Consider the following 26,999-nt stretch of genomic DNA (forward strand, 5'->3'; position numbering starts at 1 on the left):
AGCGCCTGCACAGCCCGAGGCTCTGCGTTGCTACAGCTTTTTCCGCGAAATCAATAAGTAACTTCTGCGTCTGATGGGTTGAAGTTCCAGCAAAAGCCCTTATTTTAAACAAGCCCTCTCATAGCGCCGCGCCTGCATCGGGAAACAACGTTACTTTCCTCACCCACGATTCCGGGTAGAATGCGCGTTCGCAATGCGGCCGTGAGGGCTGCTCGGGCCACTCACGGTGCGCCCTCCATCCCTATGTGTGGAAGAACCTGCCGATATGTTTGCGCCTTTGTTAAAGAAACTTTTTGGAAGCAAGAATGAGCGCGAAGTCAAACGCATGCTCAAGACGGTGCAGCTGGTCAATGCCTTCGAAGAGCAGATGGTTGCTCTGTCGGACGAGCAATTGCGCGCCAAGACCCAAGAGTTCAAGGCCCGCATAGCCAAAGGTGAAACCCTCGACAAGCTGCTGCCCGAGGCCTTCGCGGTCGCCCGCGAAGCCGGTAAGCGCGTCATGGGCATGCGCCACTTCGACGTCCAGTTGATCGGCGGCATGACCTTGCATGAAGGCATGATTGCCGAAATGCGCACCGGTGAAGGCAAGACCCTGGTGGCAACCCTGGGCGTCTACCTCAACGCACTGTCCGGCAAGGGCGTGCACGTTGTGACGGTGAACGACTACCTGGCTCGCCGGGACGCCAACTGGATGCGCCCGCTGTATGAATTCCTCGGCCTGACCGTCGGCGTGGTAACGCCGTTCCAGCCGCCGGAAGAGAAGCGCGCCGCGTACGCCTGCGACATCACCTACGGCACCAACAACGAATTCGGTTTCGACTATCTGCGCGACAACATGGCGTTCAGCATGGATGAAAAATTCCAGCGTGAACTCAACTTTGCCGTGATCGACGAAGTCGACTCCATCCTGATCGACGAAGCCCGTACCCCGCTGATCATCTCCGGCCAGGCCGAAGACAGCTCGCGCCTGTACACCGAGATCAACAAGCTGATCCCGCGTCTGGAGCAGCACATCGAGGAAGTGGAAGGCGTGGTGACCAAAGAAGGTCACTTCACCATCGACGAGAAGACCCGCCAGGTCGAACTCAACGAAGCGGGCCACCAGTTCGTCGAAGAAATGCTCACCCAGATCGGCGAACTGGCCGAAGGTGAAAGCCTGTACTCGGCGCACAACCTGGGCCTGTTGACCCACGTGTACGCTGGCCTGCGCGCCCACAAGCTGTTCCACCGCAACGTCGAGTACATCGTGCAGGACGGCCAAGTGGTACTGGTTGACGAGCACACCGGTCGTACCATGCCCGGTCGCCGCCTGTCCGAAGGCCTGCACCAGGCCATCGAAGCCAAGGAACACCTCAACATCCAGGCCGAAAGCCAGACGTTGGCGTCCACCACCTTCCAGAACTACTTCCGTCTGTACAACAAGCTGTCCGGCATGACCGGTACGGCCGACACCGAAGCGTTCGAATTCCACCAGATCTACAACCTGGCCGTGATGGTCATTCCGCCGAACAAGCCGTTGGCGCGTAAAGACTACAACGACCTGGTGTTCCTGACCGCCGAAGAGAAATACGCGGCGATCATCAATGACATCAAGGATGGCATGGCCAAGGGCCGTCCGATCCTGGTGGGTACCGCCACCATCGAGACCTCCGAGCATGTGTCCAACCTGCTCAACAAGGAAGGTATCGAGCACAAGGTACTGAACGCCAAGTTCCACGAGAAAGAAGCCGAGATCATCGCCCAGGCCGGTCGCCCAGGCGCACTGACCATCGCCACCAACATGGCCGGTCGTGGTACCGACATCCTGTTGGGCGGCAACTGGGAAGTGGAAGTGGCCTCGCTCGACAACCCGACGCCTGAGCAGATCGCCCAAATCAAGGCCGACTGGCAAAAGCGTCACCAGGCCGTGCTGGAATCCGGTGGCTTGCAGGTGATCGCGTCCGAGCGTCACGAATCGCGTCGTATCGACAACCAGCTGCGTGGCCGTGCCGGTCGCCAGGGTGACGCCGGTTCCAGCCGTTTCTACCTGTCGCTGGAAGACAGCCTGATGCGTATTTTTGCATCGGACCGGGTGAAGAACTTCATGAAAGCCCTGGGCATGCAGTCCGGTGAAGCGATTGAGCACCGCATGGTGACCAACGCCATCGAGAAGGCCCAGCGCAAAGTAGAAGGCCGTAACTTCGACATTCGTAAGCAACTGCTCGAGTTCGACGACGTCAACAACGAACAGCGTAAAGTGATCTATCACATGCGTAACACGTTGCTGGCCGCCGACAACATTGGCGAGACCATCGCTGATTTCCGTCAGGACGTGCTCAACGCCACTGTCAGCGCCCATATCCCGCCACAATCGCTGCCTGAACAGTGGGATGTTGCCGGCCTGGAAGCGGCATTGAAGAGCGACTTCGGTGTGGACTTGCCGGTTCAGCAATGGCTGGACGAAGACGACCACCTGTACGAAGAAACCCTGCGCGAAAAACTGATGGCCGAGCTGCTGGCGGCGTACAACGAGAAAGAAGAGCAAGCGAGTGCCGAAGCACTGCGCACCTTCGAGAAACAGATCGTATTGCGCGTGCTGGATGACCTGTGGAAAGACCACCTGTCGACCATGGACCACTTGCGCCACGGTATTCACTTGCGTGGCTACGCCCAGAAGAACCCGAAGCAGGAGTACAAGCGCGAGTCGTTCACGCTGTTCTCCGAATTGCTGGATTCGATCAAGCGCGATTCGATTCGCGTGCTCTCCCACGTTCAGGTGCGTCGCGAAGACCCGATCGAGGAAGAAGCACGCCTGCGTCAGGAAGCCGAGGCATTGGCGGCGCGCATGCAGTTCCAGCACGACGAAGCGCCGGGCCTGGATGCGCCTGAGGCATTGGGTGAAGAGGTCGATGTGGCCCTGGCCCAGACCCCGGTTCGCAATGACCAGAAGCTGGGTCGCAACGAGCTGTGCTACTGCGGTTCGGGCAAGAAATTCAAACACTGCCACGGCCAGATCGAATAAGATTTTCGCCTGACGCTGCAACACCCCGCGCCGCGACCGGCCTTTGCCGTCGCGGCGTTTTGCCATTAATTCCCACCGTCGATAGCGACGGCACAGACATCACCTATTTTTAAGGAGCGCATTCATGGCTGTTGGTCTTGGTCCTTTGCCCACGTTGCACCCGGTTGCCGGTTTTGAACTCGGTATCGCTTCGGCCGGCATCAAGCGCCCGGGGCGCAAGGATGTGGTGGTGATGCGCTGTGCGGAAGGCTCGACCGTGGCGGGCGTGTTCACCCTCAACGCCTTCTGCGCCGCGCCGGTGATTCTGGCCAAGCAACGGGTGGCTGGGTCGATCCGTTACCTGCTGACCAATACCGGCAACGCCAACGCCGGCACCGGCGAGCCCGGCCTGGTGGCGGCGGCGCGCACCTGCGCCAAGCTGGCCCAGTTGACCGGCGTCGATGCCAGCCAGGTGTTGCCTTACTCCACCGGTGTGATCGGTGAGCCGCTGCCGGTGGAAAAAATCGAAGGCGCCCTGCAAGCCGCGCTCGATGATCTGTCTGTGGATAACTGGGCGGCTGCGGCCACCGGCATCATGACCACCGACACCTTGCCCAAAGGCGCGAGCCGTCAGTTCGTGCATGAGGGCGTGACCATCACCGTCACCGGTATCAGCAAGGGTGCAGGCATGATCCGCCCGAACATGGCTACCATGCTCGGCTATATCGCCACCGACGCCAAAGTTTCCCGCGATGTGCTGCAACGCCTGATGCTGGACGGCGCCAACAAGTCGTTCAACCGCATCACCATCGACGGTGACACCTCCACCAACGACTGCTGCATGCTGATCGCCACCGGCCAGGCCAACCTGCCGGAAATCACTTCTACCGAAGGGCCATTGTTTGCGGCGTTGAAGCAGGCAGTGTTTGAAGTGTGCATGGACGTGGCCCAGGCCATCGTGCGTGACGGCGAGGGCGCGACCAAGTTCGTTACGGTTGAAGTCAACGGCGGCGGCAACCACCAGGAATGCCTGGATGTGGGCTACACCGTGGCGCACTCGCCGCTGATCAAGACCGCGCTGTTTGCTTCGGACCCGAACTGGGGCCGTATCCTCGCGGCTGTCGGCCGTGCTGGCGTGCCGGACCTGGACGTGAGCAAGATCGACGTGTTCCTGGGTGACGTGTGTATCGCCAGCCGTGGCGCCCGCGCCGAAACCTACACCGAAGCCCGGGGCTCGGCGGTGATGCAGCAGGAAGAAATCACCATCCGTATCGAACTGGGTCGTGGTGACTGCAGCGAAACCATCTGGACCACCGACCTGTCCCACGAGTACGTGAAGATCAACGCGGAATACCGTACCTGAAAATGACCCTCCCCCTGTAGGAGCGAGCTTGCTCGCGAAAAACTCAATGCCATCGCGGTTATCCTGGATGCACGCGTTATCGTTGACGTTCTTCGCGAGCAAGCTCGCTCCTACAAAGGGCTACGACGAGAGGAAGCAGTGGCGTGAAACGAGTGCATGTAGCAGCAGCGGTGATCCGCGGTGTCGATGGCAGGGTCCTGCTGGCGCGCCGTGCCGATACTCAGCATCAAGGCGGCCTCTGGGAGTTTCCGGGCGGCAAGGTGGAGGCCGATGAGTCGGTCGCCACGGCCTTGTCCCGTGAATTGCAGGAAGAGCTGGGCATCCAGGTCACCACGGCGCGGCCGCTGATCAAGGTGCAACATGACTACCCGGATAAACAGGTATTGCTGGATGTCTGGGAAGTCACGGCTTTTACCGGCGAGCCCCATGGCGCTGAAGGGCAGCCGTTGGCGTGGGTGGCACCGCGGGACCTGGTCAACTATGAATTCCCGGCGGCGAATGCGCCGATTGTCGCAGCGGCACGCTTACCCGCCGAGTACCTGATCACGCCTGGCGAGCTGGAAACCCCGACGCTGTTGCGCGGTATCCAGAAGGCTATTGCCGGTGGCATCAAGCTGGTTCAATTGCGTGCCCCCAACGGTTATGACCCCAAATACCGTGACCTGGCGGTGGATGCAGTGGGCCTGTGTGCCGGCAAGGCGCAGTTGATGCTCAAGGGGCCGTTCGAGTGGCTGGGGGATTTCCCCGCTGCCGGCTGGCACATGACCTCGGCGCAGTTGCGCAAATACGCCAGTAAGGGCCGCCCACTGCCCAAAGACCGTTGGCTGGCGGCTTCGTGCCACAACGCTGAAGAGCTGGCGCTGGCAGAAATGATGGACGTGGATTTTGTCACCCTGTCGCCGGTGCAGCCGACCCAGACCCATCCGGATGCCCAGCCGTTGGGGTGGGTGCAGGCGCAGCAGTTGATCGCCGGGTTCAGCAAGCCGGTGTTTCTGTTGGGCGGGGTTGGGCCGGCGCAGCGGGAGCAGGCTTGGGAGGCTGGTGCGCAAGGTGTGGCAGGTATTCGAGCGTTCTGGCCGCAGGTGTGATGGTGCGCTGACTGACCTCTTCGCGAGCAAGCCCGCTCCCACATTTGACCGAGTTCCACCATTGGAATGCGATCAAATGTGGGAGCGGGCTTGCTCGCGAAAGCGCCCGATCAAACACCGCAATGCTCAGTGTGGCTTGGCCGCCGCCTGCCACAACACCTCCGCAACACCTTGGCGTTTGGCAATCACCCTGGCCGCCACAAACAGCAAATCCGACAACCGATTGATGTACGCCAACCCCACACCCTCCAACGGTTCCACCGTATTCAGGTGCTGACAACGGCGCTCGGCGCTGCGCGCCAGGCTGCGGCACACATGGGCTTGAGCGATCAACGCTGAACCGCCAGGCAGGATGAAATTCTCCAGCGGCCCGACTTCCTCGTTCCAGCGATCAATCGCAGCCTCCAGCCGATCCACTTCCGCCGCATTCAACGCCTTGTACACCGGCATTGCCAGCTCACCGCCCAAGTCGAACAGACGATGCTGGCAAGGCGTGAGCACTTCAATCACGTCCTTCAACGCCGGGTGCTTGCCGCTTTGTTCTTCAAGGTTGGCCAACAGCAGGCCGAGTTGGCTGTTCAGCGTATCCACCTCGCCAATCGCTTCCACGCGTGGATGGTCCTTGGGCACGCGGCGGCCGTCGCCGAGGCCGGTTTCGCCCTTGTCGCCGGTACGGGTGTAGATCTTCGACAGGCGAAAGCCCATGGTCAGTGCTCCAGTTGGGTAAGTTCAGTGGGGGGCAATTGGCTGCCGGCCAAAGGCAGGCGCAAGGTAAAGCAGGTGCCCTGGCCCAGGGTGGAATGCACTTCCATCTGGCCCTTGTGGTTGTTGGTGATGATGAAATACGACACCGACAGGCCTAGCCCGGTGCCCTGGCCGATTTCCTTGGTGGTAAAGAACGGTTCGAACGTGCGTTTGCGCACGTTTTCGCTCATGCCGATGCCGTTGTCTTCCACCTGGATTTCTGCCCACGGCGGGTTGAGGCGGGTGCGCAGGATAATGCGCCCAGGTTCGCTGTCGTCTTCACGCAGGTGAATGGCCTGGGCGGCGTTTTTCAGCAGGTTGAGCAGCACTTGCTCCAGCTCGTTGGCGGTGCCGGGTACCGGGCCCAGTTGCGGATCGAACTGGCGGATGATCGCCTGGCCCTTGAAATCGAAACCGATGGTCAGGTCAAAGTCGTTACCGGCGATTTCCACGGCCTGGTCGATCAGCGCCGGCAAATCGCAGGGGGCCATCTGGCGATTGCTGCGGCGGCTGAAGCTGAGCATGTGGGTAACGATTTTGGCGGCACGCGCCCCGGCCTGCTGAATGCCGTCGAGCAATTGCGGGACTTCACGGCCTTGCAGGTAACGGTTGACCGTCTCCAGCTCGATGCCCACCTGCTCGGCAAGCTCCAGGTTTTTGGGCAGCTCCGGGGACAGGCGCCGGCGAATGTTCTGCACGTTATGCAGGATCGCGCCCAGTGGGTTGTTGATCTCATGGGCCATACCCGCCGCCAGGCCGCCCACGGAGAGCATTTTTTCCGATTGCACCATCATTTCTTCCAGGGACAAGCGCTGGGTGATGTCGTCGATTCGGATTACCACACCGCGCCCGGCGCCGCCCATCAATGGGTAGAACGTCAGCGCGTAATGCTTGGGCTCGTCGTCCTTGATCCAGGTGACTCGCTCGATCCGCTCCACCGTATGTTGCTCCACAGTCGCCTTGATCTGTGGCAGGTACGGCTTGAGCGGCTGGAAGGCCAGGAACACCGGCTGGTTCAGGGCTTCGTCCAGGCGCGTGCCGGATAGGGCAGTAGCTTCCTGGTTCCACTGGGTAACGTAGAGTTGTTCATCCAGGGCGATCAGCGCCGAGGGCATCGAGTCGATGATGCTGTTCAGGTAGTTCTGGAAGCCCGTGAGCTTTTTCTCGATCTTGCTGCGTACCTGGACTTCCAGTTCCAGCTTGCGGTTGGTATGCCGGGTTTCTTCGGCTAGGCCCTGAGCCTGGTCATACGCAGCCTGGGAGTCGTCGCGTGCGCGTTTGAGCTGCTGCTCGCGGGCTTCGATGCGCGACAACATGGTGTTGAACGCTTCGGCCAGGCTACCGATTTCATCACGGTTGCCACGCCCGGCGCGTAAAGCGTAGTTCTCCTCGCGGGTCACCTGGCGGGACAGTTCTTCAAGTTCATGAATCGGTCGTGTGATCAGGCGTTTGATTTGCCGGGCGATGACCAGCCACAGCAACACACTGAAAATCAGGATGCCCAGGCTCGCGGTCAGCGTGCCGGTATAGAACGCCACCGGTAGCTCACTGCTGGCCACCAGCAACAAATGCCCCGAAGGCTGGTTGCCGCGGGGCAGGGTGATGATCTGGTTGCTGCGAAATTCGGTGAGGCGCCACGCTTCGATATGCCGGTAGTGGTCTGGCAGGTGCAGGCGGTCGCCGTGCTGCATTTGCGCCAGGCGGTTGCCTTCGCCGTCGTACAGCGCGGCGGCGCGCAAGGGCGAATAGCTGGTCAGCTCATTGAGCAGTGCCTCGGCTTTGGTCGGAGACTCAAGCGCCTCGGCGGCGAGCGAGGGGTTGGACACCAGTCTACCTATAGCCTGCAAGGCCTGGGGGGCCATGCTTTCCTGGGAGATCCAGTAGGCGGCGCTGATAAACGTCAGGTTGGCCACCAGCAATACGGTGGTGAGAAGCACCAGCAGGGCCGCCAGCAGTTTTTGTCCTACTGGTAGATTTTCAAGACGCTGGCGCAGTGGCATCAGGGTTTTCCCAGGTGATAGACAGGTAGGCAGGGTAGCGCGTGCCTCAGTCGCTGGCCAATCCGTGTGCAAGCAAATGCGCCACCAACCGCGTGTGTACCTGTTGCAGGTGCGGCACTGCCAACTGATGGCGGGCCGCGGCCTGGCAAGCGTAGCCCAGCAGGTAACTGATCTCGGTGCGTCGGGCGTTGGCGACGTCCTGGTACATGGAGGAATAGTTGGCGGCGGTGGCCTGGATCACCCGCTGGACTTCGCTGTGCAAGTCCTGTGCAGCCGCAGGCTGGCCACAGCGCTCCAGCAGTTCGGCCAGTTCGGCGCAGAGCGTGGCGACCTCGCAGTGGTGGGCGTTCAAACCGCCGTTGCGGCAGTGGTACAACACGGTCAGTGGGTTGATGGCGCAATTGAGCGCGAGCTTGCGCCATAGGCGCGTCAGGATATCGGTGGCCCATTCATGGGGAATGCCCGCCGCTTGCAAATCATCCAGCCACAGCGGCGGAGTGGGATGGCTCGCGTCCCCCAGCCAGGTGTAGCCATGGCCGGCAAATACTACCCGCCAATCGCCATCGCGAAATGCGCCCTCGGTGCTGGAGGCAAAGATGCAGCGCGCCGACGGCCATTGCGCAGCCACGGTGTCCTGGCTGCCAAGGCCGTTTTGCAGCAGGATCAGTTCCGCGTCGGGCGCCAGTCGATGTTGCAACTGTGCGATGGCGCTTTGAGCGTCGTAGGCTTTGCACGCGACCAGCAGACGCCGAATCGGCTCCGAGCTATCAGGCGTTTCGCCGATGACCGGATAAGTCTGTTCCACGCCGTGCTCCACCAGGGTCAGCCCTTTGCCTGCGCGATAGCTGGCCAGGCGCGCCTGGTTACGCAGGATCAGCCTGACGGGCACGCCTGCGCGCGCCAGCCGCGTGGCCCAGAGGGTGCCCAGGCTGCCGGCGCCAAGAATATGCCAGGGGGTCGACATCAGTGTGTACTCCATAAGGTCGCCAGCGGTGAACGGCGCGAAAGAACCGCTATAATGCCCCGGCATTTTAGCTCGGGCGCGTTCCATCTCTACTGAGCCCGCCCCTTATATTGGAGAAATCACATGCCTTCGTTCGACGTGGTATCTGAACTGGACAAACACGAAGTCACCAACGCCGTCGAGAACGCCGTCAAGGAACTGGACCGTCGCTATGACTTGAAAGGCAAGGGCAGCTTCGAATTCAAGGAAAAGGAACTGACCGTCAACCTGACCGCTGAAGCCGATTTCCAGCTGGAAGCGATGATCGAGATCCTCAAGCTGGCCCTGGTCAAGCGCAAGATCGACGTGCAGTGCCTTGAAGTCAAGGACGCCTACGCTTCCGGCAAGCTGATGAAGCAGGAAGCCGTGCTCAAGGAAGGCATCGACAAGGAACTGGCGAAGAAGATCGTCGCGCACATCAAGGACGCCAAGCTCAAGGTCCAGGCCGCCATCCAGGGCGAGCAGGTTCGCGTCACCGGCAAGAAGCGTGACGACCTGCAAGAGGCCATCGCGGCCCTGCGCGCCAAGACGTTTGACATGCCGCTGCAGTTCAATAACTTCCGCGACTGATGGCACTTTGGGGAACCTGTGGGCACTTTTGACGTCCCACGCCCCAAGCATCATTGCCTACAATTGAGCCCTTCGGGGCTCAATTGCGTTGTCAGGCAGTCAATACAGCCTTATCGCCGCACAATAGGAGAAAGTAGATGGATTTGAACGCTGAAATGGATCACCTGATCAAGACCTCCCAGTCTTGGCTCCCCATGATCATGGAATACGGCAGCCGGGTATTGCTGGCGTTGGTCACCCTGGCCATTGGCTGGTGGCTGATCAATGTTTTGACTCACCGCGTGGGCCGTCTGCTGGCCATGCGCAACGCTGACTTGGCACTGCAACACTTCATCACCAGCCTTGCGAACATCGCGCTCAAAGTCATGCTGGTGGTCAACGTGGCCTCGATGATTGGTGTGGCCACCACCTCGTTCGTTGCGGCAATCGGTGCCGCTACCCTGGCAATCGGCCTGGCCTTGCAAGGCAGCCTGGCGAACTTTGCCGGCGGCGTGCTGATCCTGTTGTTCCGCCCGTTCCGTATCGGTGACTGGATCGAAGCCCAGGGTACCTCGGGTACCGTCGACAGCATCCAGATCTTCCACACGGTGTTGCGCACCGGCGACAACAAGACGGTGATCATTCCCAACGGCAGCCTGTCCAACGGCCTTATCACCAACACCAACCGCCAGCCGACCCGCAAGGTCGTGTTTGACGTGGGGGTGGACTATGAGGCGGACCTGCAGAAGGCCCGAGAAGTGCTGCTGGCTTTGGCTGAAGACCCGCGTGTACTGAAGGACCCTGCCGCCGTGGCGGTGGTGTCGACCTTGGGCGACAGTTCCATCACCGTCTCCCTGCGTTGCTGGACCAACACGCCGGATTATTGGGACGTGATGTTCATGCTCAATGAACTGGCGCGTGACCGTTTGAAAGCGGCAGGGATTGATATTCCGTTCCCGCAACGGGTTATTCGCGTGATGCAGGAAAGTGCGCCGAAATAACTTGGCGTGATGCTATCGAAGTTGGCCGATAGGTCAGCTTTGATAAACTAGTTACTTAGCTTGCTAGTTGTTTTGCGGGATGAAATAAAACTGCAATAAAAAAGCCGCTCCCTGTTTAAACAGAGGAGCGGCTTTTTGTTTAAGGCCGAAGCCTCAAGCCATCGTTGTAATTAAACCGGCAATTACAAGATGTTCAGCGGGTAGTTCGCGATCAGACGCAGCTCGTCGATCGACGGCGAACCGTAGTACACGCCATCACCGGAACGGTAAGTCGCTTGACGCAGACGCAGGCTCAGGTTTTTTGCCGGGCCGCTCTGGATCACGTACTTGGCTTCGATGTCGCGTTCCCACTCTTTGCCGTTCGAGGTGGTGCCGGTGTTGGCGCCGCTACCGGTGACGTAACGGGTCATGAAGCTCAGGCCCGGAATGCCGAAGGTCGCCATGTTGATGTCATAACGCGCCTGGTAGGACTTTTCACCTTCGGCGTTGAAGTCGGAACGGGCGATGGAGTTGGCCAGGAACACAGTGCCGCCGCCGTCTACGCCGTAACCGTAGTCGCCGTCACCGGTGACTTTCTGGGCTGCCAGGGTGAAGGTGTGAGCACCGATGGTGTACGCGCCCTGCAAGCTGAAGGCGCGGTTGTCGAGCTTGGTCACGCCATCTTTCTCTGCGCGTTGCAGGCCGGCGCCGTCGCTCTTGGTGTCGTAGATGTTGAAGTCCAGGGCGAACGACTGATCATCGCTCAGGGCGTGGGTCCAGTTCAGGTTGCTGTAGTACTTGCGGAAGTAATCTTCGGTTTTCGCGTAGTACAGGCTGCCGGTGACTTCTGGAGTGAAGGCATACACACCGCCGACGAAGTCGGTTTTGGTCAGGCCCAGGCTGTCGTGGTAGGTCTGGTTCTGCGCGACGCTGGAAGTGAAGTGACCGCCTTCAAGCTTCAGGCCTTTGATTTCGTTGCTGGTGATCGAGATACCTTGTGGCAGCTCGGGCAGCAGGCGGCTGTCGTCGGAGGCAAACACTGGGGCTGTGGTGTATTGGTCACCGACTTTCAGCACAGTGTTGGAGATGCGGAACTTGACCGCGCCGCCGCCTTTGGAATAGTCATCTTGCGAACGACCGTCGGAACCGGTTGGGAACAGGCCGGTGCCGGCGCGGCCCTTGCCGCTGTCGAGCTTGACGCCCATCAGGCCGATCACGTCAACACCGACACCAATGGTGCCCTGGGTGAAGCCCGACTCGTACAGGGCATTGAAGCCCAGGCCGGTTTCTTCAGCTCGGCTTTTACGCTTGCCGTTGACGGTGCTGTAACCGCCCCCTGGCTCATTACGGAAGTCACGGCTGAAGTACAGCGCGCGAGTATTGATGCTGAACGTGCTGTCTTCAACAAAGCCCTTGGAATCGTCCTGGGCGGACGCCATTGCGAACTGCGAGGTGCCTGCTGAAACAGCCAGGGCGATCATGCTCCACTTCATCACGCGCATCGTGATTTGCTCCTTTGGTTTTAGGAAGAGTACTGCCGTCCCACCTGTATTTTTATCTGGGCGGCTCTTTCTTTTTGTGTCGGCGCAAAGTTATCTCACGCAGACCCTATTGACGATACTTACTCAACTATCCTTTCAGCTTCTTTACGAGGCTGTCGTAAATCGCTAGATCCATGTCGCAAATTCACAGCCAGAAATGTATCCAGGCTGACAACTTCAATGCTGTTTTCAGACTTCTTCCAAAGTTTGAACGCTTCCCTGATACACATTGAAACGCCACTGTTTTTTATCGCGAAACACCTGTGTCCAAACGGGTGCCGTTGCCGACGATATGGGGGTGAATGCAACAAGCGTGCTCAAACCGCTGACCGAATGTCATTTTTTCGTGAAAAGTGTGATGAACCTGTAAAAACCGCATAAGCACGGGGGGGGTACGCCATTTGGGTTGGGCTTGACGCCGGGGTGTTACCCCGGTTCGGTGGTACCTGAATCCTGTACCTGGGTAAAACGTTACCGGTTGACCCTTATCAGTGGGTAATCGGCGGATCCCTTTGAGGCACAGGTGGGTCATTTTGGTGCATCCCGTTAAGGCCCGGCCTAGCGTTGCTCACCTGGGTCACTGCCTCTAAAGGGTGCATTTTTTTGCCCGGTTGCCTCAAGGCCGCCAGCATTGCCCGTGAAGCCTTGGGCATTCGAAGGTATGCTGGGCACCTGTTACTGACCTGCCGAACGGAGTGCCCACGTGTTCGCCTTAGATCAACGCCTGCAACAAGATACCTTGGCCATTGGGGACTTCCCGCTCTGTCGCCTGCTGCTGTCCAATGACGCCAATTACCCCTGGTTCATTCTGGTGCCGCGCATCGAAGGTATCAGCGAAGTGTTTCAACTGGATGTCGCAGATCAACAAACCTTGTGGCAAGAAACGACGGCCCTGGCGCAGATGCTTAACGAGGGGCTGGCGGCCGACAAGATGAACATCGGCGCGCTGGGTAACGTGGTCAGCCAGTTGCATGTGCATGTGATTGTGCGCAAGCGCGATGATGCCGCCTGGCCAGCCCCGGTGTGGGGCAAGCACCAGGCCCGGCCCTATACCGAAGAGCAGGTGGCCGCCATTCGCAGCCGATTGCGCGAGCTATTGCCTGCCGACTTCATCTTTACCCAGGACTGAACCATGGACCTGCAAGAACGCGTCACCGACCTGGAGAGCCGCCTGGCCTTCCAGGACGACACCATTGAAACCCTCAATGACATCCTGGTTGCCCAGCAGCGGGCCGTCGAACGCCTGCAATTGCAGATGACTGCACTGCTCAAGCGCCAGGAAGAAATGGGCGGGCAGTTCGAGTCATCCGAAGAAGAAGCGCCGCCACCCCACTATTGAATGCGCACGCAATAAAAAAACCGCGACCCAGCCAAGGCTGGATCGCGGTTTTTTTTTGCTGCGAAGGCTGTGGAATCAGCGACGCGGCAGGGCAGCGATGACGTCTTCAGCTTGCAGGCCCTTGTCACGGTTCATCACCGAGAACTCCACGCGCTGGCCTTCGACCAGGACGCGATGGCCTTCGCCACGAATGGCTCGGAAGTGGACGAAGATATCGTCGCCCGAATCGCGGGAAATGAAGCCGAAGCCCTTGGAGGTGTTGAACCACTTGACGGTCCCGGTATCCCGGTTGGTCATGTCATAGTTTTGCGACGCGGCCGCTGGAGACGAGCGGTAGAAGCTGATGGCCAGGTGAAGAACGATGGCGACCACAGCAATCACCAGGCTGAGCAGGATGGCCGGATGGCCCCCGACTTCAGGCATGGGCGCCAGGAGGGTAAGGGTTTGTACGACAACAGTCAGCACCAGCAGCGCACTGACCAGGTTTTGCAGTTGATGACGCGTGCCTTTGTTCCAGTAAGGGATTACCGGTGCGAGCGTCAGGTTAAGAAGGCCGAACAAGGCCAGGTACAGGGCGTCGTGTTGTTCCAGGTAGGGCAGGCTTTCAGGCTGCAGGCTCGGAATAAAGGACAGCAGCAACGCTGCAACGCCCGTTAGCAGGTGGACGATTTTCAACATTTTGGTTAACTCACGTTAAGACGGATCACAAGGAAGAGCTGACTGGCACGGTTCGCTTCTGAACAATGGGAGGCGTTGAGCACGTGCGCGGGTATCAGCCTATGTGACGTGCCGCAGGAATAAACGGCAGCCACACCGCGTCTATTTAACAGCAAAGGCTGTGCCTACTCAAATCAAGCATTTCGGGGTATTGCCACGGCCGCGGCATTTCTGCGTCAAACGCTTGTCCTAGACAGGTGCGGGATTTTTTCAGTGGCGGCCTAGATCCTTCCTACAGGTAAACAGGCTTGCAAGATCAGATCCCGCAGGCGGTGCGGGGCGATTTGCCGCATGCCACCCGAGTGTGTCGGGCTGCACGTGGCGCACTCTCTTGCTAGAGTGGAGCTGCACCTGATCAATGAATGCTCGTCAATTGAAGGGGAAACACATGGCAATCGATATTGGTATCAGTGAAGAAGACCGTAAATCCATCGTCGACGGACTTTCCCGCCTGCTCTCCGATACCTATGTTCTGTATCTGAAGACCCACAATTTCCATTGGAACGTTACAGGCCCCATGTTTCGTACGCTGCACCTGATGTTCGAAGAGCAGTACAACGAGCTGGCGCTGGCAGTGGACTCCATTGCCGAGCGTATCCGTGCCCTGGGCTTCCCGGCGCCGGGTGCCTATTCGATTTACGCCCGCCTGTCTTCCATCAAGGAAGAAGAGGGTGTGCCGAGCGCCGAAGAGATGATCAAGCAGTTGGTCGCCGGCCAGGAAGCGGTCACGCGTACCGCGCGGGGCATCTTCCCATTGCTCGACAAAGTCAGTGATGAGCCGACGGCGGACCTCTTGACCCAGCGTATGCAGGTTCACGAGAAAACCGCGTGGATGCTGCGCTCCCTGCTCGAAAACCAGTAATTGTCGAACCCTGGCGGCGCCTTTTGGGCGCCGCCTGCTGGTTTCCCTGCGCTTCCTGGCGTTGTCCTACGACTAACAACTCCCCGTCTTCTGGCTGCTCTGTGCTGGCTGCTGTTTTATAGGCCCATCGTCCAATGGGAGAAACCTGTTGGCTGCTGTTTGGCAATGGAGTGTCAGGTGTATGTCACGTGGAGTGGGTAAGGGAGTGATGGAAACCTGTGGTTTTCACAAGATAAAGGTCGACCCTTTTGCCAAGGGTTTTGATATGGGGCTGGCCAAGCCACTGTCCCGGTCGGTCAGGCTCAATGGGTTTTCTACCTGCCTGCGGCTTGAACAGATCTATTGGAACATCCTGACGGAAATCGCTAGGCTCAATACCTGTTCGGTCAGTGCATTGTTGTCCTATGTCGATCGGGAAGTGCATTTGCGTTACGGAGGCGTGAAGAACTTCAGTGGGCTGGTGAGGGTGGTGTGCGTGGTCCATGTGCTCAAAGGGCGGAGCGCCCTCACGTCCGCGGACACGCTCGCGCAGTAGTCCGGTGGTCGGCCCGTCATCCCGGCGGGCCGGGCCCTGGGCACAAAGCCGGCTGCGCTGTGTTGATTTACCAGATATAATCCCGCGCTTTGCTGCGCATGCCGGGCTTTATGCACAGGGCAGGGCGTGGCGCTGTAACGATCTGATCGCCGAGACATCCCCATGCCCATGTACGACTATCAATGCGCTTCCTGTGGTCATCAGTTGGAAGCCATTCAGAAGATCAGCGCCGCGCCGCTGGTCGATTGCCCTGCCTGCCAGGCACCTGAGTTGAAGAAGATGTTGTCCATGCCGGGCTTCCGCCTGAGCGGCAGCGGCTGGTACGAGACTGATTTCAAGACCGGCGCCAAGAAGAACCTGGCGGGCGGCGACAAAGCAGACTGAGTTGAACTCTACGCGCAGGCTCCTGCATTATCCGTCCCCTGCTTAACTGTACGGTGACGAGGCAGGCCTGCCACCGAATTTCGAATTACGAGAAGTGAAACCACGACCATGATGCGCAGCCACTATTGCGGCCAACTGAACGAGACCCTGGAAGGTCAGGAAATCACCCTTTGCGGATGGGTTCACCGTCGCCGCGACCACGGCGGGGTGATCTTCCTCGACATCCGTGACCGTGATGGTCTGGCCCAGGTGGTGTTCGACCCGGACCGCGCCGAGAGTTTCGCCGCCGCCGACCGCGTGCGCAGCGAATATGTGGTGAAGATCACCGGCAAGGTACGCCTGCGTCCGGCCGGTGCCGTGAACAAGAACATGGCGTCCGGCGGCATCGAAGTGCTGGGCTATGAGCTGGAAGTGCTGAACGAATCGGAAACCCCGCCGTTCCCACTCAACGAATACTCCGACGTGGGCGAAGAAACCCGCCTGCGCTACCGCTTCCTGGACCTGCGTCGTCCGGAAATGGCCGAGAAGCTGCGCCTGCGCTCGCGCATGACCACCAGCATTCGCCGCTTCCTCGACGAAAACGGCTTCCTCGACGTCGAAACGCCGATCCTCACCCGGGCCACCCCGGAAGGCGCGCGCGACTACCTGGTGCCTAGCCGTACCCACGCCGGCAGCTTCTTCGCCTTGCCGCAATCGCCGCAGCTGTTCAAGCAACTGCTGATGGTGGCCGGCTTCGACCGTTACTACCAGATCGCCAAGTGCTTCCGTGACGAAGACCTGCGCGCTGACCGCCAGCCTGAATTTACCCAGATCGACATCGAGACCAGTTTCCTCGATGAAACAGAGATCATGGGCCTGACCGAGCAGATGATCCGCAACCTGTTCAAGGAAGTGCTGGGCCTGGAGTTCGGCGAATTCCCGCACATGACCTTCGAAGAAGCCATGCGCCGCTACGGTTCCGACAAGCCAGACCTGCGTAACCCGCTGGAACTGGTGGACGTGGCCGACCAGCTCAAGGACGTCGACTTCAAGGTGTTCAGCGGCCCGGCCAACGACCCGAAATGCCGTATCGCCGCCCTGCGCGTGCCTGGCGGCGCGAGCATGCCGCGCAAGCAGATCGACGACTACACCAAGTTCGTCGGCATCTACGGCGCCAAGGGCCTGGCGTACATCAAGGTCAACGAACGCGCCAACGGCGTCGATGGCCTGCAATCGCCGATCGTGAAAAACATCCCTGAGGCCAACCTGAACGTGATCCTTGATCGCGTCGGTGCGGTTGACGGCGACATCGTGTTCTTCGGCGCCGACAAGGCCAAGATCGTCAGCGAGGCCCTGGGCGCGCTGCGTATCAAGCTCGGTCACGACCTGAACCTGCTGACCTGCGAATGGGCACCGATGTGGGTTGTGGACTTCCCGATGTTCGAAGAGAACGACGACGGCAGCTTCAGCGCCTTGCACCACCCGTTCACCGCGCCGAAGTGCTCCCCACAAGAGTTGGAGGCCAACCCTGCAGGCGCGCTGTCCCGTGCCTACGACATGGTGTTGAACGGTACTGAACTGGGTGGCGGTTCGATCCGTATCCACCGCAAAGAGATGCAACAAGCGGTCTTCCGCCTGCTGGGCATCAACGAAGCGGAACAGGAAGAGAAGTTCGGCTTCCTGCTCGACGCCCTGAAATACGGTGCGCCGCCGCACGGTGGCCTGGCGTTCGGCCTGGACCGTCTGGTGATGCTGATGACCGGCGCCCAGTCGATCCGTGAAGTGATCGCCTTCCCGAAAACCCAGAGCGCTGCGGACGTCATGACCCAGGCGCCGGGTGTGGTGGATGCCAAGGCACTGCGCGAACTGCACATTCGCCTGCGCGAGACGCCGAAGGCTGAGTAAGGCTGCTGCGTGAAAGCGCGATAAGGTAGCAGGCAGTCAAAAAGGCGCATCTTCGGATGCGCCTTTGCGTTTAAAAGAGGGAAATCTCGCCTGGGGCGGGATTGATAAGGTTTCTAGAGAATTCGGAGTTGTGTTATGGCTGGCCATTCCAAGTGGGCGAACATCAAGCACCGCAAAGAGCGTCAGGATGCCAAGAAAGGCAAGATCTTCACCAAGTGGATCCGCGAGCTGACCGTCGCGGCCCGCCAGGGTGGCGGTGATCCGGGTTCCAACCCGCGTCTGCGCCTGGCGCTGGACAAGGCCCTGGGCGCGAACATGAGCCGCGACATCATTGACCGCGCCGTGGCCCGTGGTGCCGGTGCGGCCGATACCGACGACATGGTCGAGCTGACCTACGAAGGTTATGGCCCGGGCGGCGTGGCGGTGATGGTCGAATGCATGACCGACAACCGCAACCGTACAGCGGCGGCCGTACGTCATGCGTTCAGCAAGTGCGGTGGTAACCTCGGCACGGATGGTTCGGTGGCCTACCTGTTCGAGCGCAAGGGGCAGATCACCTTCGCACCGGGCACCGATGAAGACGCGCTGATGGAAGCCGCGATGGAAGCGGATGCCGATGACGTGGTCACCAACGAAGACGGCTCCATCGATGTGCTCACCTCGTTCGCCAGCTTCTACGCCGTGCGTAATGCCCTGGAAGCCGCTGGTTTCAACGGCACCGACGCGGAGATCGTGATGCTGCCGACCACCAGTGCCGAACTGGACCTGGACGGTGCGCAAAAGGTGCTGAAGCTGCTGGACATGCTTGAAGACCTGGATGATGTGCAGAATGTGTATTCGAATGCCGACATCCCTGAGTCTGTGGCCGAACAACTCGCTTAAGAACGATGAATATCCACTGTGGGAGCTGGCTTGCCTGCGATAGCATCACCTCGATTTGACAGAAGTACCGAGGTGCCCGTATCGCAGGCAAGCCAGCTCCCACAGGGGTTCTATGCTGTTACACAAATGTGTGCCTGGCACATACCGTTGTAAATCCAACCCGCAGGCGTTATGACTTTAATCCTAGGTATCGACCCCGGTTCGCGCATCACCGGTTTTGGCGTGGTGCAACACACCCCGCGCGGCTGTGTGTACGTCGCCTCGGGCTGCATCCGCACTGGCGCAGGGGAATTGGCCGAGCGGCTGCAAATCGTCTATCGCGGCGTACGTGAAGTCATCCAGACCTACGGCCCGGTCACCATGGGCATCGAAAAAGTCTTCATGGCCAAGAACGCCGACTCGGCGTTGAAGCTCGGCCAGGCCCGTGGCGCTGCCATCGTGGCGGGTGCCGAGGAGGGTATGGAGATCGCTGAATACACCGCGACCCAGGTCAAGCAGGCTGTGGTCGGTACCGGTGGTGCCAACAAGGAGCAGGTGCAGATGATGGTGATGCACATGCTCAAGCTCACGTCAAAACCACAGATCGACGCCTCCGACGCCCTGGCCATCGCCATTTGCCATGCCCATACCCGCTCCAGCCTGTTGCCTCACGGCTTGGGCGCAGCACGTAGTCGTGGCGGGCGCCTGCGTCTCTGATAGCATCAGTGCAATCGTTATTTTTGCGGTCAGGCCCCGATCTGACCCCCCAAAGCTTTAAGGATCTGAACCGTGATTGGACGCTTGCGCGGCACCCTGGCTGAGAAACAGCCGCCGCACCTGATTCTGGATGTGAATGGGTTGGGTTATGAGCTTGAAGTGCCCATGACCACCCTGTATCGCCTGCCGTCGGTCGGCGAGCCGATAACCTTGCACACGCATTTAGTGGTGCGCGAAGACGCGCAACTACTCTATGGTTTCATCGGCAAGCGCGACCGCGATTTCTTCCGCGAGCTGATTCGTCTTAATGGCGTGGGGCCCAAATTGGCCCTGGCCTTGATGTCGAGCCTGGAAGTGGATGAGTTGGTGCGTGCTGTATCGGCCCAGGACACCTCGGCCCTGACCAAGGTGCCGGGGGTGGGCAAGAAGACCGCCGAACGCTTGTTGGTCGAGCTCAAGGACCGCTTCAAAGCCTGGGAGGTGGTGCCGAGCATGTTCGCCCTGGTACCGAACCAGCCGGATATGCCGGCCGCCCAGGTCGCCAGCGCGGAGAGCGATGCCGTCAATGCGCTGATCTCCCTGGGCTACAAACCCCAGGAAGCCAGCAAGGCCGTATCGGCCATCAAGGACAAGAACCTGAGCGCTGAAGACATGATTCGCCGTGCCCTGAAGGGAATGATTTAAGTGATTGAAGCCGATCGTCTGATCGCGGCCACCGGCCCGCGTGACCGTGAAGAAGTCCAGGACCGGGCCATCCGCCCGTTGAGCCTGGCCGAATACATCGGCCAGCCCACCGTGCGCGAGCAGATGGAGCTGTTTATCCAGGCCGCGCGCGGGCGCAGTGAATCCCTGGACCACACCCTGATCTTCGGCCCGCCGGGGTTGGGCAAGACCACCCTGGCCAATATCATCGCCCAGGAAATGGGCGTGTCGATCAAGTCCACCTCCGGTCCGGTGCTGGAGCGTCCTGGAGACCTGGCGGCGCTGCTGACCAATCTTGAACCCCATGACGTGCTGTTTATCGACGAAATCCATCGCTTGTCGCCGATTGTTGAAGAAGTGCTGTACCCGGCCATGGAAGATTTCCAGCTCGACATCATGATCGGCGAAGGCCCTGCGGCCCGTTCGATCAAGCTCGACCTGCCGCCGTTTACACTGGTGGGCGCCACCACCCGCGCGGGCATGTTGACCAACCCGCTGCGGGACCGTTTCGGCATTGTTCAACGTCTAGAGTTCTATAGCACCGCCGATCTGGCGACCATTGTCAGCCGGTCGGCGAGTATCCTTGGCTTGCCCCTGGACCCGGAAGGCGCCTTTGAGATCGCTCGACGTGCTCGTGGCACGCCGCGAATCGCCAACCGCCTGCTGCGCCGCGTGCGCGACTTTGCCGAGGTGCGTGCCAAGGGCCACATCACCAAGGCGGTCGCGGACCTGGCCTTGAACCTGCTGGATGTGGACGAGCATGGCTTTGATCATCAGGATCGACGTCTACTTTTGACCATGATCGAGAAATTCGACGGTGGCCCGGTCGGCGTGGACAGCCTGGCCGCAGCCATCAGTGAAGAGCGCCATACCATTGAGGATGTGCTGGAGCCGTACCTGATTCAGCAGGGCTACATCATGCGAACCCCGCGGGGCAGGGTGGTGACGCGTCATGCTTACCTGCACTTTGGGCTAAACATTCCGTCACGATTGGGAGAGATGCCTGTGGTAGACGAATTCCTCGATGCAGTAGACGATTAAAAAATTGTAGGAGCGAGCTTGCTCGCGAAAAAACGTCAACGATAACGCGCTATGTCTGGTTGTCCGCGGCACGCTCAGGTTCTTCGCGAGCAAGCTCGCTCCTACAGGGTATTTGTCATGTGGGGAGATTTATCCGAGCTTTGTGCTGTCCCAGTGTCTGGCGTCGTCATCTGAAAGCGTTCAGGAATGAAAAAAACAGTTGCCCAGCCAATTGGCAACCCGAGGAGTAAGCACTAGAGTATGCGCGCGCAAAACGGGGATCAGTCGTTCGCACATCGCTGTCGCGTTTATTACGAGGACACCGATGCCGGCGGCATCGTTTATTACGTCAATTACCTGAAATTCATGGAACGGGCTCGAACCGAGCGGCTGCGGGCGTTGGGTTTTGCCCAGTCCGAGCTGGTAGGCGAGGACCTGTTATTTGTCGTGCATTCCAGCGAGGCGCGTTACCACGCACCGGCGCGACTGGACGATGAATTGCTGGTCAGTGCCGAAGTCATTGAATTGAACCGTGCCAGCCTGCGTTTCAAACAGCAGGTCAGGCGGGCCACGGATGCAACGCTGCTCTGTGAGGGGCAGTTCCTGGTGGCGTGTGTGCGCACCAACAGCTTGAAACCTCGGGCCATTCCCGAAACTCTACGCGCGGCCTTTGCCGCCGTGAGCGGCGCGGGTCAACAATCAAAGCAGGAGATTTAGCGTGGAACCTACCGTCGTCGACCATTCCTCCATGTGGAGCCTGGTCAGCAATGCCAGTGTTGTGGTTCAACTGGTCATGCTGACCCTGGTAGCCGCATCGGTTACCTCTTGGGTCATGATTTTTCAGCGCAGCAACATGTTGCGCGCCGGTCGACGTGCCCTGGAGAGCTTTGAAGAGCGCTTCTGGTCGGGTATCGACCTGTCCAAGCTGTACCGCCAGGCCGGCAGCAACCCGGACCCGGACTCAGGCGTCGAGCAGATCTTCCGTGCCGGCTTCAAGGAATTCTCCCGTCTGCGCCAGCAGCCTGGCGTCGACCCGGAAGCGGTGATGGAAGGCGTGGCCCGTGCCATGCGCGTGGCCATCTCCCGCGAAGAAGAGAAGCTTGAGCAGGGCCTGCCGTTCCTCGCCACCGTGGGTTCCGTCAGCCCGTATATCGGCCTGTTCGGTACCGTATGGGGCATCATGAACTCCTTCCGCGGCCTGGCCCAAGCGCAGCAAGCCACACTGGCCACCGTGGCCCCGGGTATTGCCGAAGCCCTGATCGCCACCGCGATCGGCCTGTTCGCCGCTATCCCCGCAGTAATCGCCTACAACCGTTTTGCCGCAACCAGCGAAACCTTGATCGGCCGTTACTACACCTTCGCCGATGAATTCCAGGCGATCCTGCACCGTAAAGTGCACACCAGCGAAGAATAAGCAGGTAATTCCCAATGGCTTTAATCGCTCGAGCTCGCAAAAAGCGCAAGCCGGTCGCCGAGATGAACGTAGTGCCCTACATCGACGTGATGCTGGTGCTGCTGGTGATCTTCATGGTGACCGCGCCGATGCTCAACCAGGGCGTGAAGGTTGATCTGCCCAAGGTTTCCAGTGAAGCCTTGCCGCAGGACAACAACACGCAGGTCCTGACCATTTCGATCAAGGCTGACAAGACCTATTACTGGAACCTTGGCAGCGAAGTCGACACGCAAAAGCAGCAGGACAAGGCCCTGACCTTGCCGGCCATGACCGATGCGGTGACCAAGATCATTCGTTCCGGCAACGAAGGCGGCAAGCACACCCAGGTGTTTATCCGGGGTGACAAATCGGTCGACTACGGCTCCGTCATGGGCGCTATGGGCGGGCTGCAGAAGGCCGGCGTCGGTAACGTTGGCTTGATTACCGAGGCGCCCTGATGCAGCAACAGCGAGAGCCGTCCGCCTCGGAAAGCTACTTCTGGCCTGGCGTGTGGGCAATTGCCCTGCACGTCCTGGTGTTCGGCATGCTGTTTGTCAGCTTTGCCATGACCCCGGACCTGCCGCCAGCCAAACCGATCGTGCAGGCGACCCTGTATCAGCTGAAATCGAAAAGCCAGGCTACCACCCAGACCAATCAGAAGATTGCGGGTGAGGCCCAGAAGTCGGCCGCGCGCCAGACTGAAGTCGAGCAGATGGAACAGAAGAAGGTCGAGCAGGAAGCGGTGAAGGCTGCTGCGGAACAAAAGAAAGAAGAGGCGGCTCAAAAGGCCGAGGAATCGAAAAAGGCTGACGAAGCCAAGAAGGCCGACGAGGCGAAAAAGGCTGATGAAGCCAAGAAAGCCGAGAAAGCTGCCGAAGCGAAAAAGGCCGAAGAGAAACAATTGGCTGATATAGCCAAGAAGAAATCGGAAGAAGAAGCCAAGAAGGCTGCCGAAGAAGAGGCCAAGAAAAAGGCCGCTGAAGAAGCCAAGAAAAAGATAGTCGAAGACGCGAAGAAGAAAGCCGCCGAAGACGCCAAGAAAAAAGCTGAAGCAGACGAGGCGAAGAAGAAAGTCGCCGACGAAGCGAAGAAGAAAGCTGCCGCCGACGCCTCCAAGAAGAAGGCCCAGGAAGCAGCACGCAAATCCGCCGAAGAGAAAAAGGCCCAGGCCCTGGCAGATTTGCTTTCCGACACGCCGCAGCGTCAGCAAGCCTTGGCCGATGAGCGTGGCGATGAAGTCGCGGGCAGTTTCGACGACCTGATTCGGGCGCGGGCAGCGGAAGGCTGGACACGTCCACCTTCGGCACGTAAAGGCATGACAGTAGTGCTGCAGATCGGCATGTTGCCGGACGGTACGGTGACTTCGGTCAGCGTGGCCAAGTCCAGTGGTGACGGTTCGTTCGACAGTTCGGCGGTTGCCGCGGTCAAGAATATTGGCCGGTTGACCGAGATGCAGGGAATGAAACCAAGTGACTTCGCTCCCTATCGTTCATTCAAGATGACATTCACACCTGAGGATCTAGCCTTGTGAGAAACCTTCTTCGAGGAATGCTTGTCGTTATTTGCTGTATGGCAGGGATAGCGGCGGCGGATGAAAAGAACATCCTGGTAACCAGCGGCAGTGATCGGGCCACCCCGATTGCAGTCGTGCCGTTCGGTTGGCAGGGCGGCAGCGTGCTGCCGGACGACATGGCCCAGATCGTCAGCGACGACCTGCGTAACTCCGGTTACTACGCGCCGATTCCAAAAGGCAACATGATCAGCCAGCCAACCCAGGCCAGCGAAGTCATCTTCCGTGACTGGAAGGCGGTCGGTGCCCAGTACCTGATGGTCGGCAGCATCACGCCAGCCGGCGGTCGCCTTCAGATCCAGTACACATTGTTCAACGTGGCCACCGAGCAGCAGGTATTGACCGGCAGCGTATCGGGTACCGCCGAGCAACTGCGCGACATGGCTCATTACATCTCGGACCAGTCGTTTGAAAAACTCACCGGTATCAAAGGGGCGTTCTCGACGCGCCTGCTGTATGTGACGGCTGAGCGTTTCTCTGTAGACAATACCCGCTACACCCTGCAGCGTTCGGACTACGACGGTGCACGTGCAGTGACCTTGCTGCAGTCCCGTGAGCCAATCCTGTCGCCGCGCTTCGCGCCGGACGGCAAGCGTATCGCCTACGTATCGTTCGAACAGCGTCGCCCGCGCATCTTTGTGCAGCACATTGATACGGGTCGTCGTGAGCAGATCACCAACTTCGAAGGCCTCAACGGTGCGCCAGCCTGGTCGCCGGACGGTTCGCGCCTGGCTTTCGTGCTGTCCAAGGACGGTAACCCGGACATCTACGTGATGAACATGGCCTCGCGTCAACTCTCGCGTGTGACCAGCGGCCCGGGCATCAACACCGAACCGTTCTGGGGTAAGGATGGTTCGACCATCTACTTCACCTCCGACCGTGGCGGCAAGCCTCAGGTCTACAAGGCAAATGTCAACGGCGGCGGTGCGGAACGTGTGACCTTTATTGGTAACTACAACGCCAACCCCAAGCTTTCGGCCGATGAAAAGACGTTGGTGATGATTCACCGTCAGGATGGTTTCACTAATTTCCGGGTTGCGGCCCAGGATTTGCAGCGCGGAACCGTAAAAATCCTTACAGATACCAACCTTGATGAGTCAGCCACTGTTGCGCCCAACGGCACCATGGTAATCTACGCCACCCGCCAGCAGGGCCGGGGAGTCTTGATGCTCGTGTCCATCAATGGACGCGTAAGGCTCCCACTTCCTACCGCACAAGGCGAAGTCAGAGAACCATCCTGGTCCCCTTACCTGAACTGACGCGGCGCTACAAAAAGAAGTACTTAACACACTGGGGTTCATTAGGAGTTTCACGATGGAAATGCTGAAGTTTGGTAAGTTTGCTGCTCTGGCTCTGGCTCTGTCCGTAGCCGTTGGTTGCTCCTCTAAAGGCGGCGACAATGCCGGTGAAGGCGCAGCTGTTGATCCAAACGCTGGTTACGGCGCCAACACTGGTGCGGTCGACGGCTCCCTGAGCGAAGAAGCTGCTCTGCGCGCTATCACCACTTTCTACTTCGAATACGACAGTTCGGACCTGAAGCCAGAAGCCATGCGCGCTCTGGACGTTCACGCCAAGGACCTGAAAGCTAACGGCGCTCGCGTTGTTCTGGAAGGTAACACTGACGCCCGTGGTACTCGTGAGTACAACATGGCACTGGGCGAGCGTCGTGCGAAAGCCGTTCAGCGCTACCTGGTACTGCAAGGTGTTGCTCCAGGCCAACTGGAACTGGTTTCCTACGGTAAAGAGCGTCCAGTTGCAACTGGCAACGACGAACAGTCGTGGGCTCAGAACCGTCGCGTCGAACTGCGTAAGTAATTCGTCATGCGAACGTGCCGTCGTGCTCTGACTGTATTGGCTCTCAGCCTCGCACCGCTTGCGGTGTGGGCTGCGGTTCCTGTAACGGATAGCAACTCAGGCTATAACAATAGCGGGAGCAGTTATCCGCCAGCAGGTTATGGCACGAACGGCGCCTATGCGGGGGGAGCGGCTACGTCCGCTCCCTCGGCACAGGGCGAGCTGTTCAACCAGCTGCAACGCATGCAGGATCAATTGGCCCAGCAACAAGGCGCCATTGAAGTGCTGCAGAACCAGGTGAACCAGCTCAAGCAAGAAGGCCTGGAGCGTTACCAGGATCTTGATCGTCGTATTGGAGCCGGTGTTGCACCTGCCGCTACTCCTGATAATTCCTCTACCGGTGGCGCGCCAAGCGCTGCTGCCGGTGGCGCAGCAGCTGGGGCCGCCGCGGCTGCCCCTGCCGCCAGCAGTGAACCGGGTGATCCGGCGAAGGAAAAACTGTATTACGATGCAGCCTTCGACCTGATCAAGGCCAAGGATTTCGATAAGGCCAGCCAGGCCTTTACCGCTTTCCTGCGCAAGTACCCCAACAGCCAGTACGCGGGCAATGCCCAGTACTGGTTGGGTGAGGTCAACCTGGCAAAGGGTGATTTGCAGGGGGCTGGCCAGGCTTTTGCCAAGGTCAGCCAGCTGTACCCCAAGCACGCCAAGGTTCCGGATTCGCTGTACAAACTCGCTGACGTAGAACGCCGCCTGGGTCATACCGACAAGGTCAAAGGCATTCTGCAGCAGGTGGTTGCCCAGTATCCGGGTACCTCCGCGGCGCAGTTGGCCCAGCGGGACCTGCAACGCTTGTAAGCCATGCAGCCCGTTTAGAAGAAACCCGCGCTTGTCGCGGGTTTTTTCGTTAGAATCCACGCCCTTTTATGAAACA

Annotated in this window: 27 protein-coding genes; 22 read left to right on the top strand and 5 right to left on the bottom strand. The window is 59.4% G+C overall.

All coding sequences use genetic code 11. From position 1 onward, the window contains the following. Window positions 1-265 precede the first annotated feature (265 nt). From secA to ODQ19_RS17475, 3 genes are all read left to right on the top strand, one after another. Window positions 266-3,001, top strand: coding sequence for a preprotein translocase subunit SecA (gene secA / locus ODQ19_RS17465; protein WP_116665945.1), 2,736 nt, complete (start codon window positions 266-268; stop codon window positions 2,999-3,001). 124 nt (window positions 3,002-3,125) lie between these two features. Then, window positions 3,126-4,343 (top strand): bifunctional glutamate N-acetyltransferase/amino-acid acetyltransferase ArgJ, encoded by a 1,218-nt coding sequence (gene argJ, locus ODQ19_RS17470; RefSeq protein WP_330210741.1) that lies wholly within the window; start codon window positions 3,126-3,128, stop codon window positions 4,341-4,343. A 143-nt stretch (window positions 4,344-4,486) separates the two neighbouring features. Beyond that, entirely contained in the window at window positions 4,487-5,431 is a 945-nt protein-coding gene (locus ODQ19_RS17475; RefSeq protein ID WP_330210742.1) for a Nudix family hydrolase, read from the top strand. Window positions 5,432-5,557: 126 nt separating this feature from the next. On the opposite strand, the gene ODQ19_RS17480 is transcribed toward ODQ19_RS17475, so the two are convergent. Genes ODQ19_RS17480 through ODQ19_RS17490 form a run of 3 tightly spaced genes read right to left on the bottom strand, consistent with a single transcriptional unit; the run spans window position 5,558 to window position 9,139 of the window. Next, window positions 5,558-6,136 carry a cob(I)yrinic acid a,c-diamide adenosyltransferase gene (locus ODQ19_RS17480; RefSeq protein ID WP_330210743.1) on the bottom strand — a complete coding sequence of 193 codons (579 nt, stop codon included), beginning with the start codon at window positions 6,134-6,136 and terminating at the stop codon, window positions 5,558-5,560. A gap of 2 nt (window positions 6,137-6,138) precedes the next feature. Continuing rightward, window positions 6,139-8,175 (bottom strand): sensor histidine kinase, encoded by a 2,037-nt coding sequence (locus tag ODQ19_RS17485; RefSeq protein WP_330210744.1) that lies wholly within the window; start codon window positions 8,173-8,175, stop codon window positions 6,139-6,141. Window positions 8,176-8,221: 46 nt separating this feature from the next. Continuing rightward, a complete protein-coding gene (locus ODQ19_RS17490; protein WP_330210745.1) occupies window positions 8,222-9,139 on the bottom strand; it encodes a putative 2-dehydropantoate 2-reductase in 918 nt (305 codons plus the stop codon). Window positions 9,140-9,262: 123 nt separating this feature from the next. On the opposite strand from ODQ19_RS17490, the gene ODQ19_RS17495 reads away from it, so the two are divergent. After that, a complete protein-coding gene (locus ODQ19_RS17495; RefSeq protein WP_003193880.1) occupies window positions 9,263-9,748 on the top strand; it encodes a YajQ family cyclic di-GMP-binding protein in 486 nt (161 codons plus the stop codon). Window positions 9,749-9,885: 137 nt separating this feature from the next. Next, entirely contained in the window at window positions 9,886-10,728 is an 843-nt protein-coding gene (locus tag ODQ19_RS17500) for a mechanosensitive ion channel family protein (RefSeq protein WP_014719720.1), read from the top strand. Window positions 10,729-10,910: 182 nt separating this feature from the next. Here the strand turns inward: ODQ19_RS17500 and ODQ19_RS17505 are convergent, their stop codons facing one another. Next, a complete protein-coding gene (locus ODQ19_RS17505; protein WP_116665951.1) occupies window positions 10,911-12,209 on the bottom strand; it encodes an OprD family porin in 1,299 nt (432 codons plus the stop codon). Window positions 12,210-12,951: 742 nt separating this feature from the next. Between ODQ19_RS17505 and ODQ19_RS17510 the strand changes: the two genes are divergently transcribed. Together ODQ19_RS17510 and ODQ19_RS17515 are read left to right on the top strand one after the other, a co-directional pair. After that, window positions 12,952-13,377, top strand: a complete 426-nt coding sequence (locus ODQ19_RS17510; RefSeq protein ID WP_116665953.1) for an HIT domain-containing protein — start codon at window positions 12,952-12,954, stop codon at window positions 13,375-13,377. A 3-nt stretch (window positions 13,378-13,380) separates the two neighbouring features. Further along, complete coding sequence (locus ODQ19_RS17515; RefSeq protein WP_003193876.1) at window positions 13,381-13,587, top strand: SlyX family protein; 207 nt, start codon at window positions 13,381-13,383, stop codon at window positions 13,585-13,587. 75 nt (window positions 13,588-13,662) lie between these two features. On the opposite strand, the gene ODQ19_RS17520 is transcribed toward ODQ19_RS17515, so the two are convergent. Beyond that, a complete protein-coding gene (locus tag ODQ19_RS17520; protein ID WP_003193875.1) occupies window positions 13,663-14,265 on the bottom strand; it encodes a cold-shock protein in 603 nt (200 codons plus the stop codon). Between the two features lie 427 nt (window positions 14,266-14,692). Here ODQ19_RS17520 and ODQ19_RS17525 point away from each other — a divergent pair, with 427 nt between their 5' ends. The 15 genes from ODQ19_RS17525 to ybgF all read left to right on the top strand — a co-directional run bounded on the left by ODQ19_RS17525 (window position 14,693) and on the right by ybgF (window position 26,923). Further along, the gene (locus tag ODQ19_RS17525) at window positions 14,693-15,166 is read left to right on the top strand and encodes a Dps family protein (protein ID WP_003193874.1); all 474 of its coding nucleotides are present in this window, start codon (window positions 14,693-14,695) and stop codon (window positions 15,164-15,166) included. Between the two features lie 181 nt (window positions 15,167-15,347). Continuing rightward, the gene (locus tag ODQ19_RS17530; RefSeq protein ID WP_116665955.1) at window positions 15,348-15,701 is read left to right on the top strand and encodes a ribbon-helix-helix domain-containing protein; all 354 of its coding nucleotides are present in this window, start codon (window positions 15,348-15,350) and stop codon (window positions 15,699-15,701) included. A 162-nt stretch (window positions 15,702-15,863) separates the two neighbouring features. Then, a complete protein-coding gene (locus ODQ19_RS17535) occupies window positions 15,864-16,085 on the top strand; it encodes an FmdB family zinc ribbon protein (protein ID WP_003193872.1) in 222 nt (73 codons plus the stop codon). A 108-nt stretch (window positions 16,086-16,193) separates the two neighbouring features. Continuing rightward, window positions 16,194-17,969 (top strand): aspartate--tRNA ligase, encoded by a 1,776-nt coding sequence (gene aspS, locus ODQ19_RS17540; protein ID WP_003193871.1) that lies wholly within the window; start codon window positions 16,194-16,196, stop codon window positions 17,967-17,969. A gap of 135 nt (window positions 17,970-18,104) precedes the next feature. Then, window positions 18,105-18,851 (top strand): YebC/PmpR family DNA-binding transcriptional regulator, encoded by a 747-nt coding sequence (locus tag ODQ19_RS17545; RefSeq protein ID WP_330210746.1) that lies wholly within the window; start codon window positions 18,105-18,107, stop codon window positions 18,849-18,851. A gap of 171 nt (window positions 18,852-19,022) precedes the next feature. Further along, window positions 19,023-19,547, top strand: a complete 525-nt coding sequence (gene ruvC / locus ODQ19_RS17550) for a crossover junction endodeoxyribonuclease RuvC (RefSeq protein ID WP_057723842.1) — start codon at window positions 19,023-19,025, stop codon at window positions 19,545-19,547. A 72-nt stretch (window positions 19,548-19,619) separates the two neighbouring features. After that, the gene (gene ruvA, locus ODQ19_RS17555; RefSeq protein ID WP_003193868.1) at window positions 19,620-20,231 is read left to right on the top strand and encodes a Holliday junction branch migration protein RuvA; all 612 of its coding nucleotides are present in this window, start codon (window positions 19,620-19,622) and stop codon (window positions 20,229-20,231) included. Further along, window positions 20,232-21,290: a Holliday junction branch migration DNA helicase RuvB gene (ruvB, locus tag ODQ19_RS17560; RefSeq protein ID WP_003193867.1), complete on the top strand. Its 1,059-nt coding sequence runs from the start codon at window positions 20,232-20,234 to the stop codon at window positions 21,288-21,290. A gap of 240 nt (window positions 21,291-21,530) precedes the next feature. Further along, the gene (gene ybgC, locus ODQ19_RS17565) at window positions 21,531-21,986 is read left to right on the top strand and encodes a tol-pal system-associated acyl-CoA thioesterase (protein WP_330210747.1); all 456 of its coding nucleotides are present in this window, start codon (window positions 21,531-21,533) and stop codon (window positions 21,984-21,986) included. 1 nt (window position 21,987) lies between these two features. Then, a complete protein-coding gene (gene tolQ / locus ODQ19_RS17570; protein ID WP_003193865.1) occupies window positions 21,988-22,683 on the top strand; it encodes a protein TolQ in 696 nt (231 codons plus the stop codon). A gap of 23 nt (window positions 22,684-22,706) precedes the next feature. Further along, complete coding sequence (gene tolR, locus ODQ19_RS17575) at window positions 22,707-23,159, top strand: protein TolR (protein WP_161793227.1); 453 nt, start codon at window positions 22,707-22,709, stop codon at window positions 23,157-23,159. Continuing rightward, window positions 23,159-24,232: a cell envelope integrity protein TolA gene (gene tolA / locus ODQ19_RS17580; protein WP_003193863.1), complete on the top strand. Its 1,074-nt coding sequence runs from the start codon at window positions 23,159-23,161 to the stop codon at window positions 24,230-24,232. The genes tolR and tolA overlap by 1 nt, the downstream gene beginning before the upstream one ends. A gap of 17 nt (window positions 24,233-24,249) precedes the next feature. Beyond that, window positions 24,250-25,530, top strand: coding sequence for a Tol-Pal system beta propeller repeat protein TolB (gene tolB, locus ODQ19_RS17585; RefSeq protein ID WP_032874245.1), 1,281 nt, complete (start codon window positions 24,250-24,252; stop codon window positions 25,528-25,530). 55 nt (window positions 25,531-25,585) lie between these two features. After that, window positions 25,586-26,086 carry a peptidoglycan-associated lipoprotein Pal gene (gene pal, locus ODQ19_RS17590; protein WP_003193861.1) on the top strand — a complete coding sequence of 167 codons (501 nt, stop codon included), beginning with the start codon at window positions 25,586-25,588 and terminating at the stop codon, window positions 26,084-26,086. Between the two features lie 6 nt (window positions 26,087-26,092). After that, on the top strand, window positions 26,093-26,923 hold the full coding sequence (gene ybgF / locus ODQ19_RS17595; RefSeq protein WP_330210748.1) for a tol-pal system protein YbgF: 831 nt from the start codon (window positions 26,093-26,095) through the stop codon (window positions 26,921-26,923). The last annotated feature ends 76 nt before the right edge of the window (window positions 26,924-26,999 follow it).

The organism is Pseudomonas sp. AM4(2022), assembly GCF_036346515.1.
Lineage (GTDB): Bacteria > Pseudomonadota > Gammaproteobacteria > Pseudomonadales > Pseudomonadaceae > Aquipseudomonas > Aquipseudomonas paracarnis.

What these genes read in the sequence shown, in the direction of transcription:
- tolB (WP_032874245.1), top strand. Translation starts at nt 24,250, where the DNA reads ATGCTTGTCGTTATTTGCTGTATGGCAGGGATAGCGGCGGCGGATGAA.
- tolA (WP_003193863.1), top strand. Translation starts at nt 23,159, where the DNA reads ATGCAGCAACAGCGAGAGCCGTCCGCCTCGGAAAGCTACTTCTGGCCT.
- ybgC (WP_330210747.1), top strand. Translation starts at nt 21,531, where the DNA reads ATGCGCGCGCAAAACGGGGATCAGTCGTTCGCACATCGCTGTCGCGTT.
- ODQ19_RS17530 (WP_116665955.1), top strand. Translation starts at nt 15,348, where the DNA reads ATGTCACGTGGAGTGGGTAAGGGAGTGATGGAAACCTGTGGTTTTCAC.
- ODQ19_RS17495 (WP_003193880.1), top strand. Translation starts at nt 9,263, where the DNA reads ATGCCTTCGTTCGACGTGGTATCTGAACTGGACAAACACGAAGTCACC.
- ODQ19_RS17485 (WP_330210744.1), bottom strand. Translation starts at nt 8,175, where the DNA reads ATGCCACTGCGCCAGCGTCTTGAAAATCTACCAGTAGGACAAAAACTG.
- argJ (WP_330210741.1), top strand. Translation starts at nt 3,126, where the DNA reads ATGGCTGTTGGTCTTGGTCCTTTGCCCACGTTGCACCCGGTTGCCGGT.
- ODQ19_RS17545 (WP_330210746.1), top strand. Translation starts at nt 18,105, where the DNA reads ATGGCTGGCCATTCCAAGTGGGCGAACATCAAGCACCGCAAAGAGCGT.
- secA (WP_116665945.1), top strand. Translation starts at nt 266, where the DNA reads ATGTTTGCGCCTTTGTTAAAGAAACTTTTTGGAAGCAAGAATGAGCGC.
- ruvC (WP_057723842.1), top strand. Translation starts at nt 19,023, where the DNA reads ATGACTTTAATCCTAGGTATCGACCCCGGTTCGCGCATCACCGGTTTT.
- ODQ19_RS17490 (WP_330210745.1), bottom strand. Translation starts at nt 9,139, where the DNA reads ATGTCGACCCCCTGGCATATTCTTGGCGCCGGCAGCCTGGGCACCCTC.
- ODQ19_RS17500 (WP_014719720.1), top strand. Translation starts at nt 9,886, where the DNA reads ATGGATTTGAACGCTGAAATGGATCACCTGATCAAGACCTCCCAGTCT.
- ODQ19_RS17515 (WP_003193876.1), top strand. Translation starts at nt 13,381, where the DNA reads ATGGACCTGCAAGAACGCGTCACCGACCTGGAGAGCCGCCTGGCCTTC.
- ybgF (WP_330210748.1), top strand. Translation starts at nt 26,093, where the DNA reads ATGCGAACGTGCCGTCGTGCTCTGACTGTATTGGCTCTCAGCCTCGCA.
- pal (WP_003193861.1), top strand. Translation starts at nt 25,586, where the DNA reads ATGGAAATGCTGAAGTTTGGTAAGTTTGCTGCTCTGGCTCTGGCTCTG.
- ODQ19_RS17505 (WP_116665951.1), bottom strand. Translation starts at nt 12,209, where the DNA reads ATGCGCGTGATGAAGTGGAGCATGATCGCCCTGGCTGTTTCAGCAGGC.
- ODQ19_RS17535 (WP_003193872.1), top strand. Translation starts at nt 15,864, where the DNA reads ATGCCCATGTACGACTATCAATGCGCTTCCTGTGGTCATCAGTTGGAA.
- ODQ19_RS17480 (WP_330210743.1), bottom strand. Translation starts at nt 6,136, where the DNA reads ATGGGCTTTCGCCTGTCGAAGATCTACACCCGTACCGGCGACAAGGGC.
- ODQ19_RS17525 (WP_003193874.1), top strand. Translation starts at nt 14,693, where the DNA reads ATGGCAATCGATATTGGTATCAGTGAAGAAGACCGTAAATCCATCGTC.
- aspS (WP_003193871.1), top strand. Translation starts at nt 16,194, where the DNA reads ATGATGCGCAGCCACTATTGCGGCCAACTGAACGAGACCCTGGAAGGT.
- ODQ19_RS17520 (WP_003193875.1), bottom strand. Translation starts at nt 14,265, where the DNA reads ATGTTGAAAATCGTCCACCTGCTAACGGGCGTTGCAGCGTTGCTGCTG.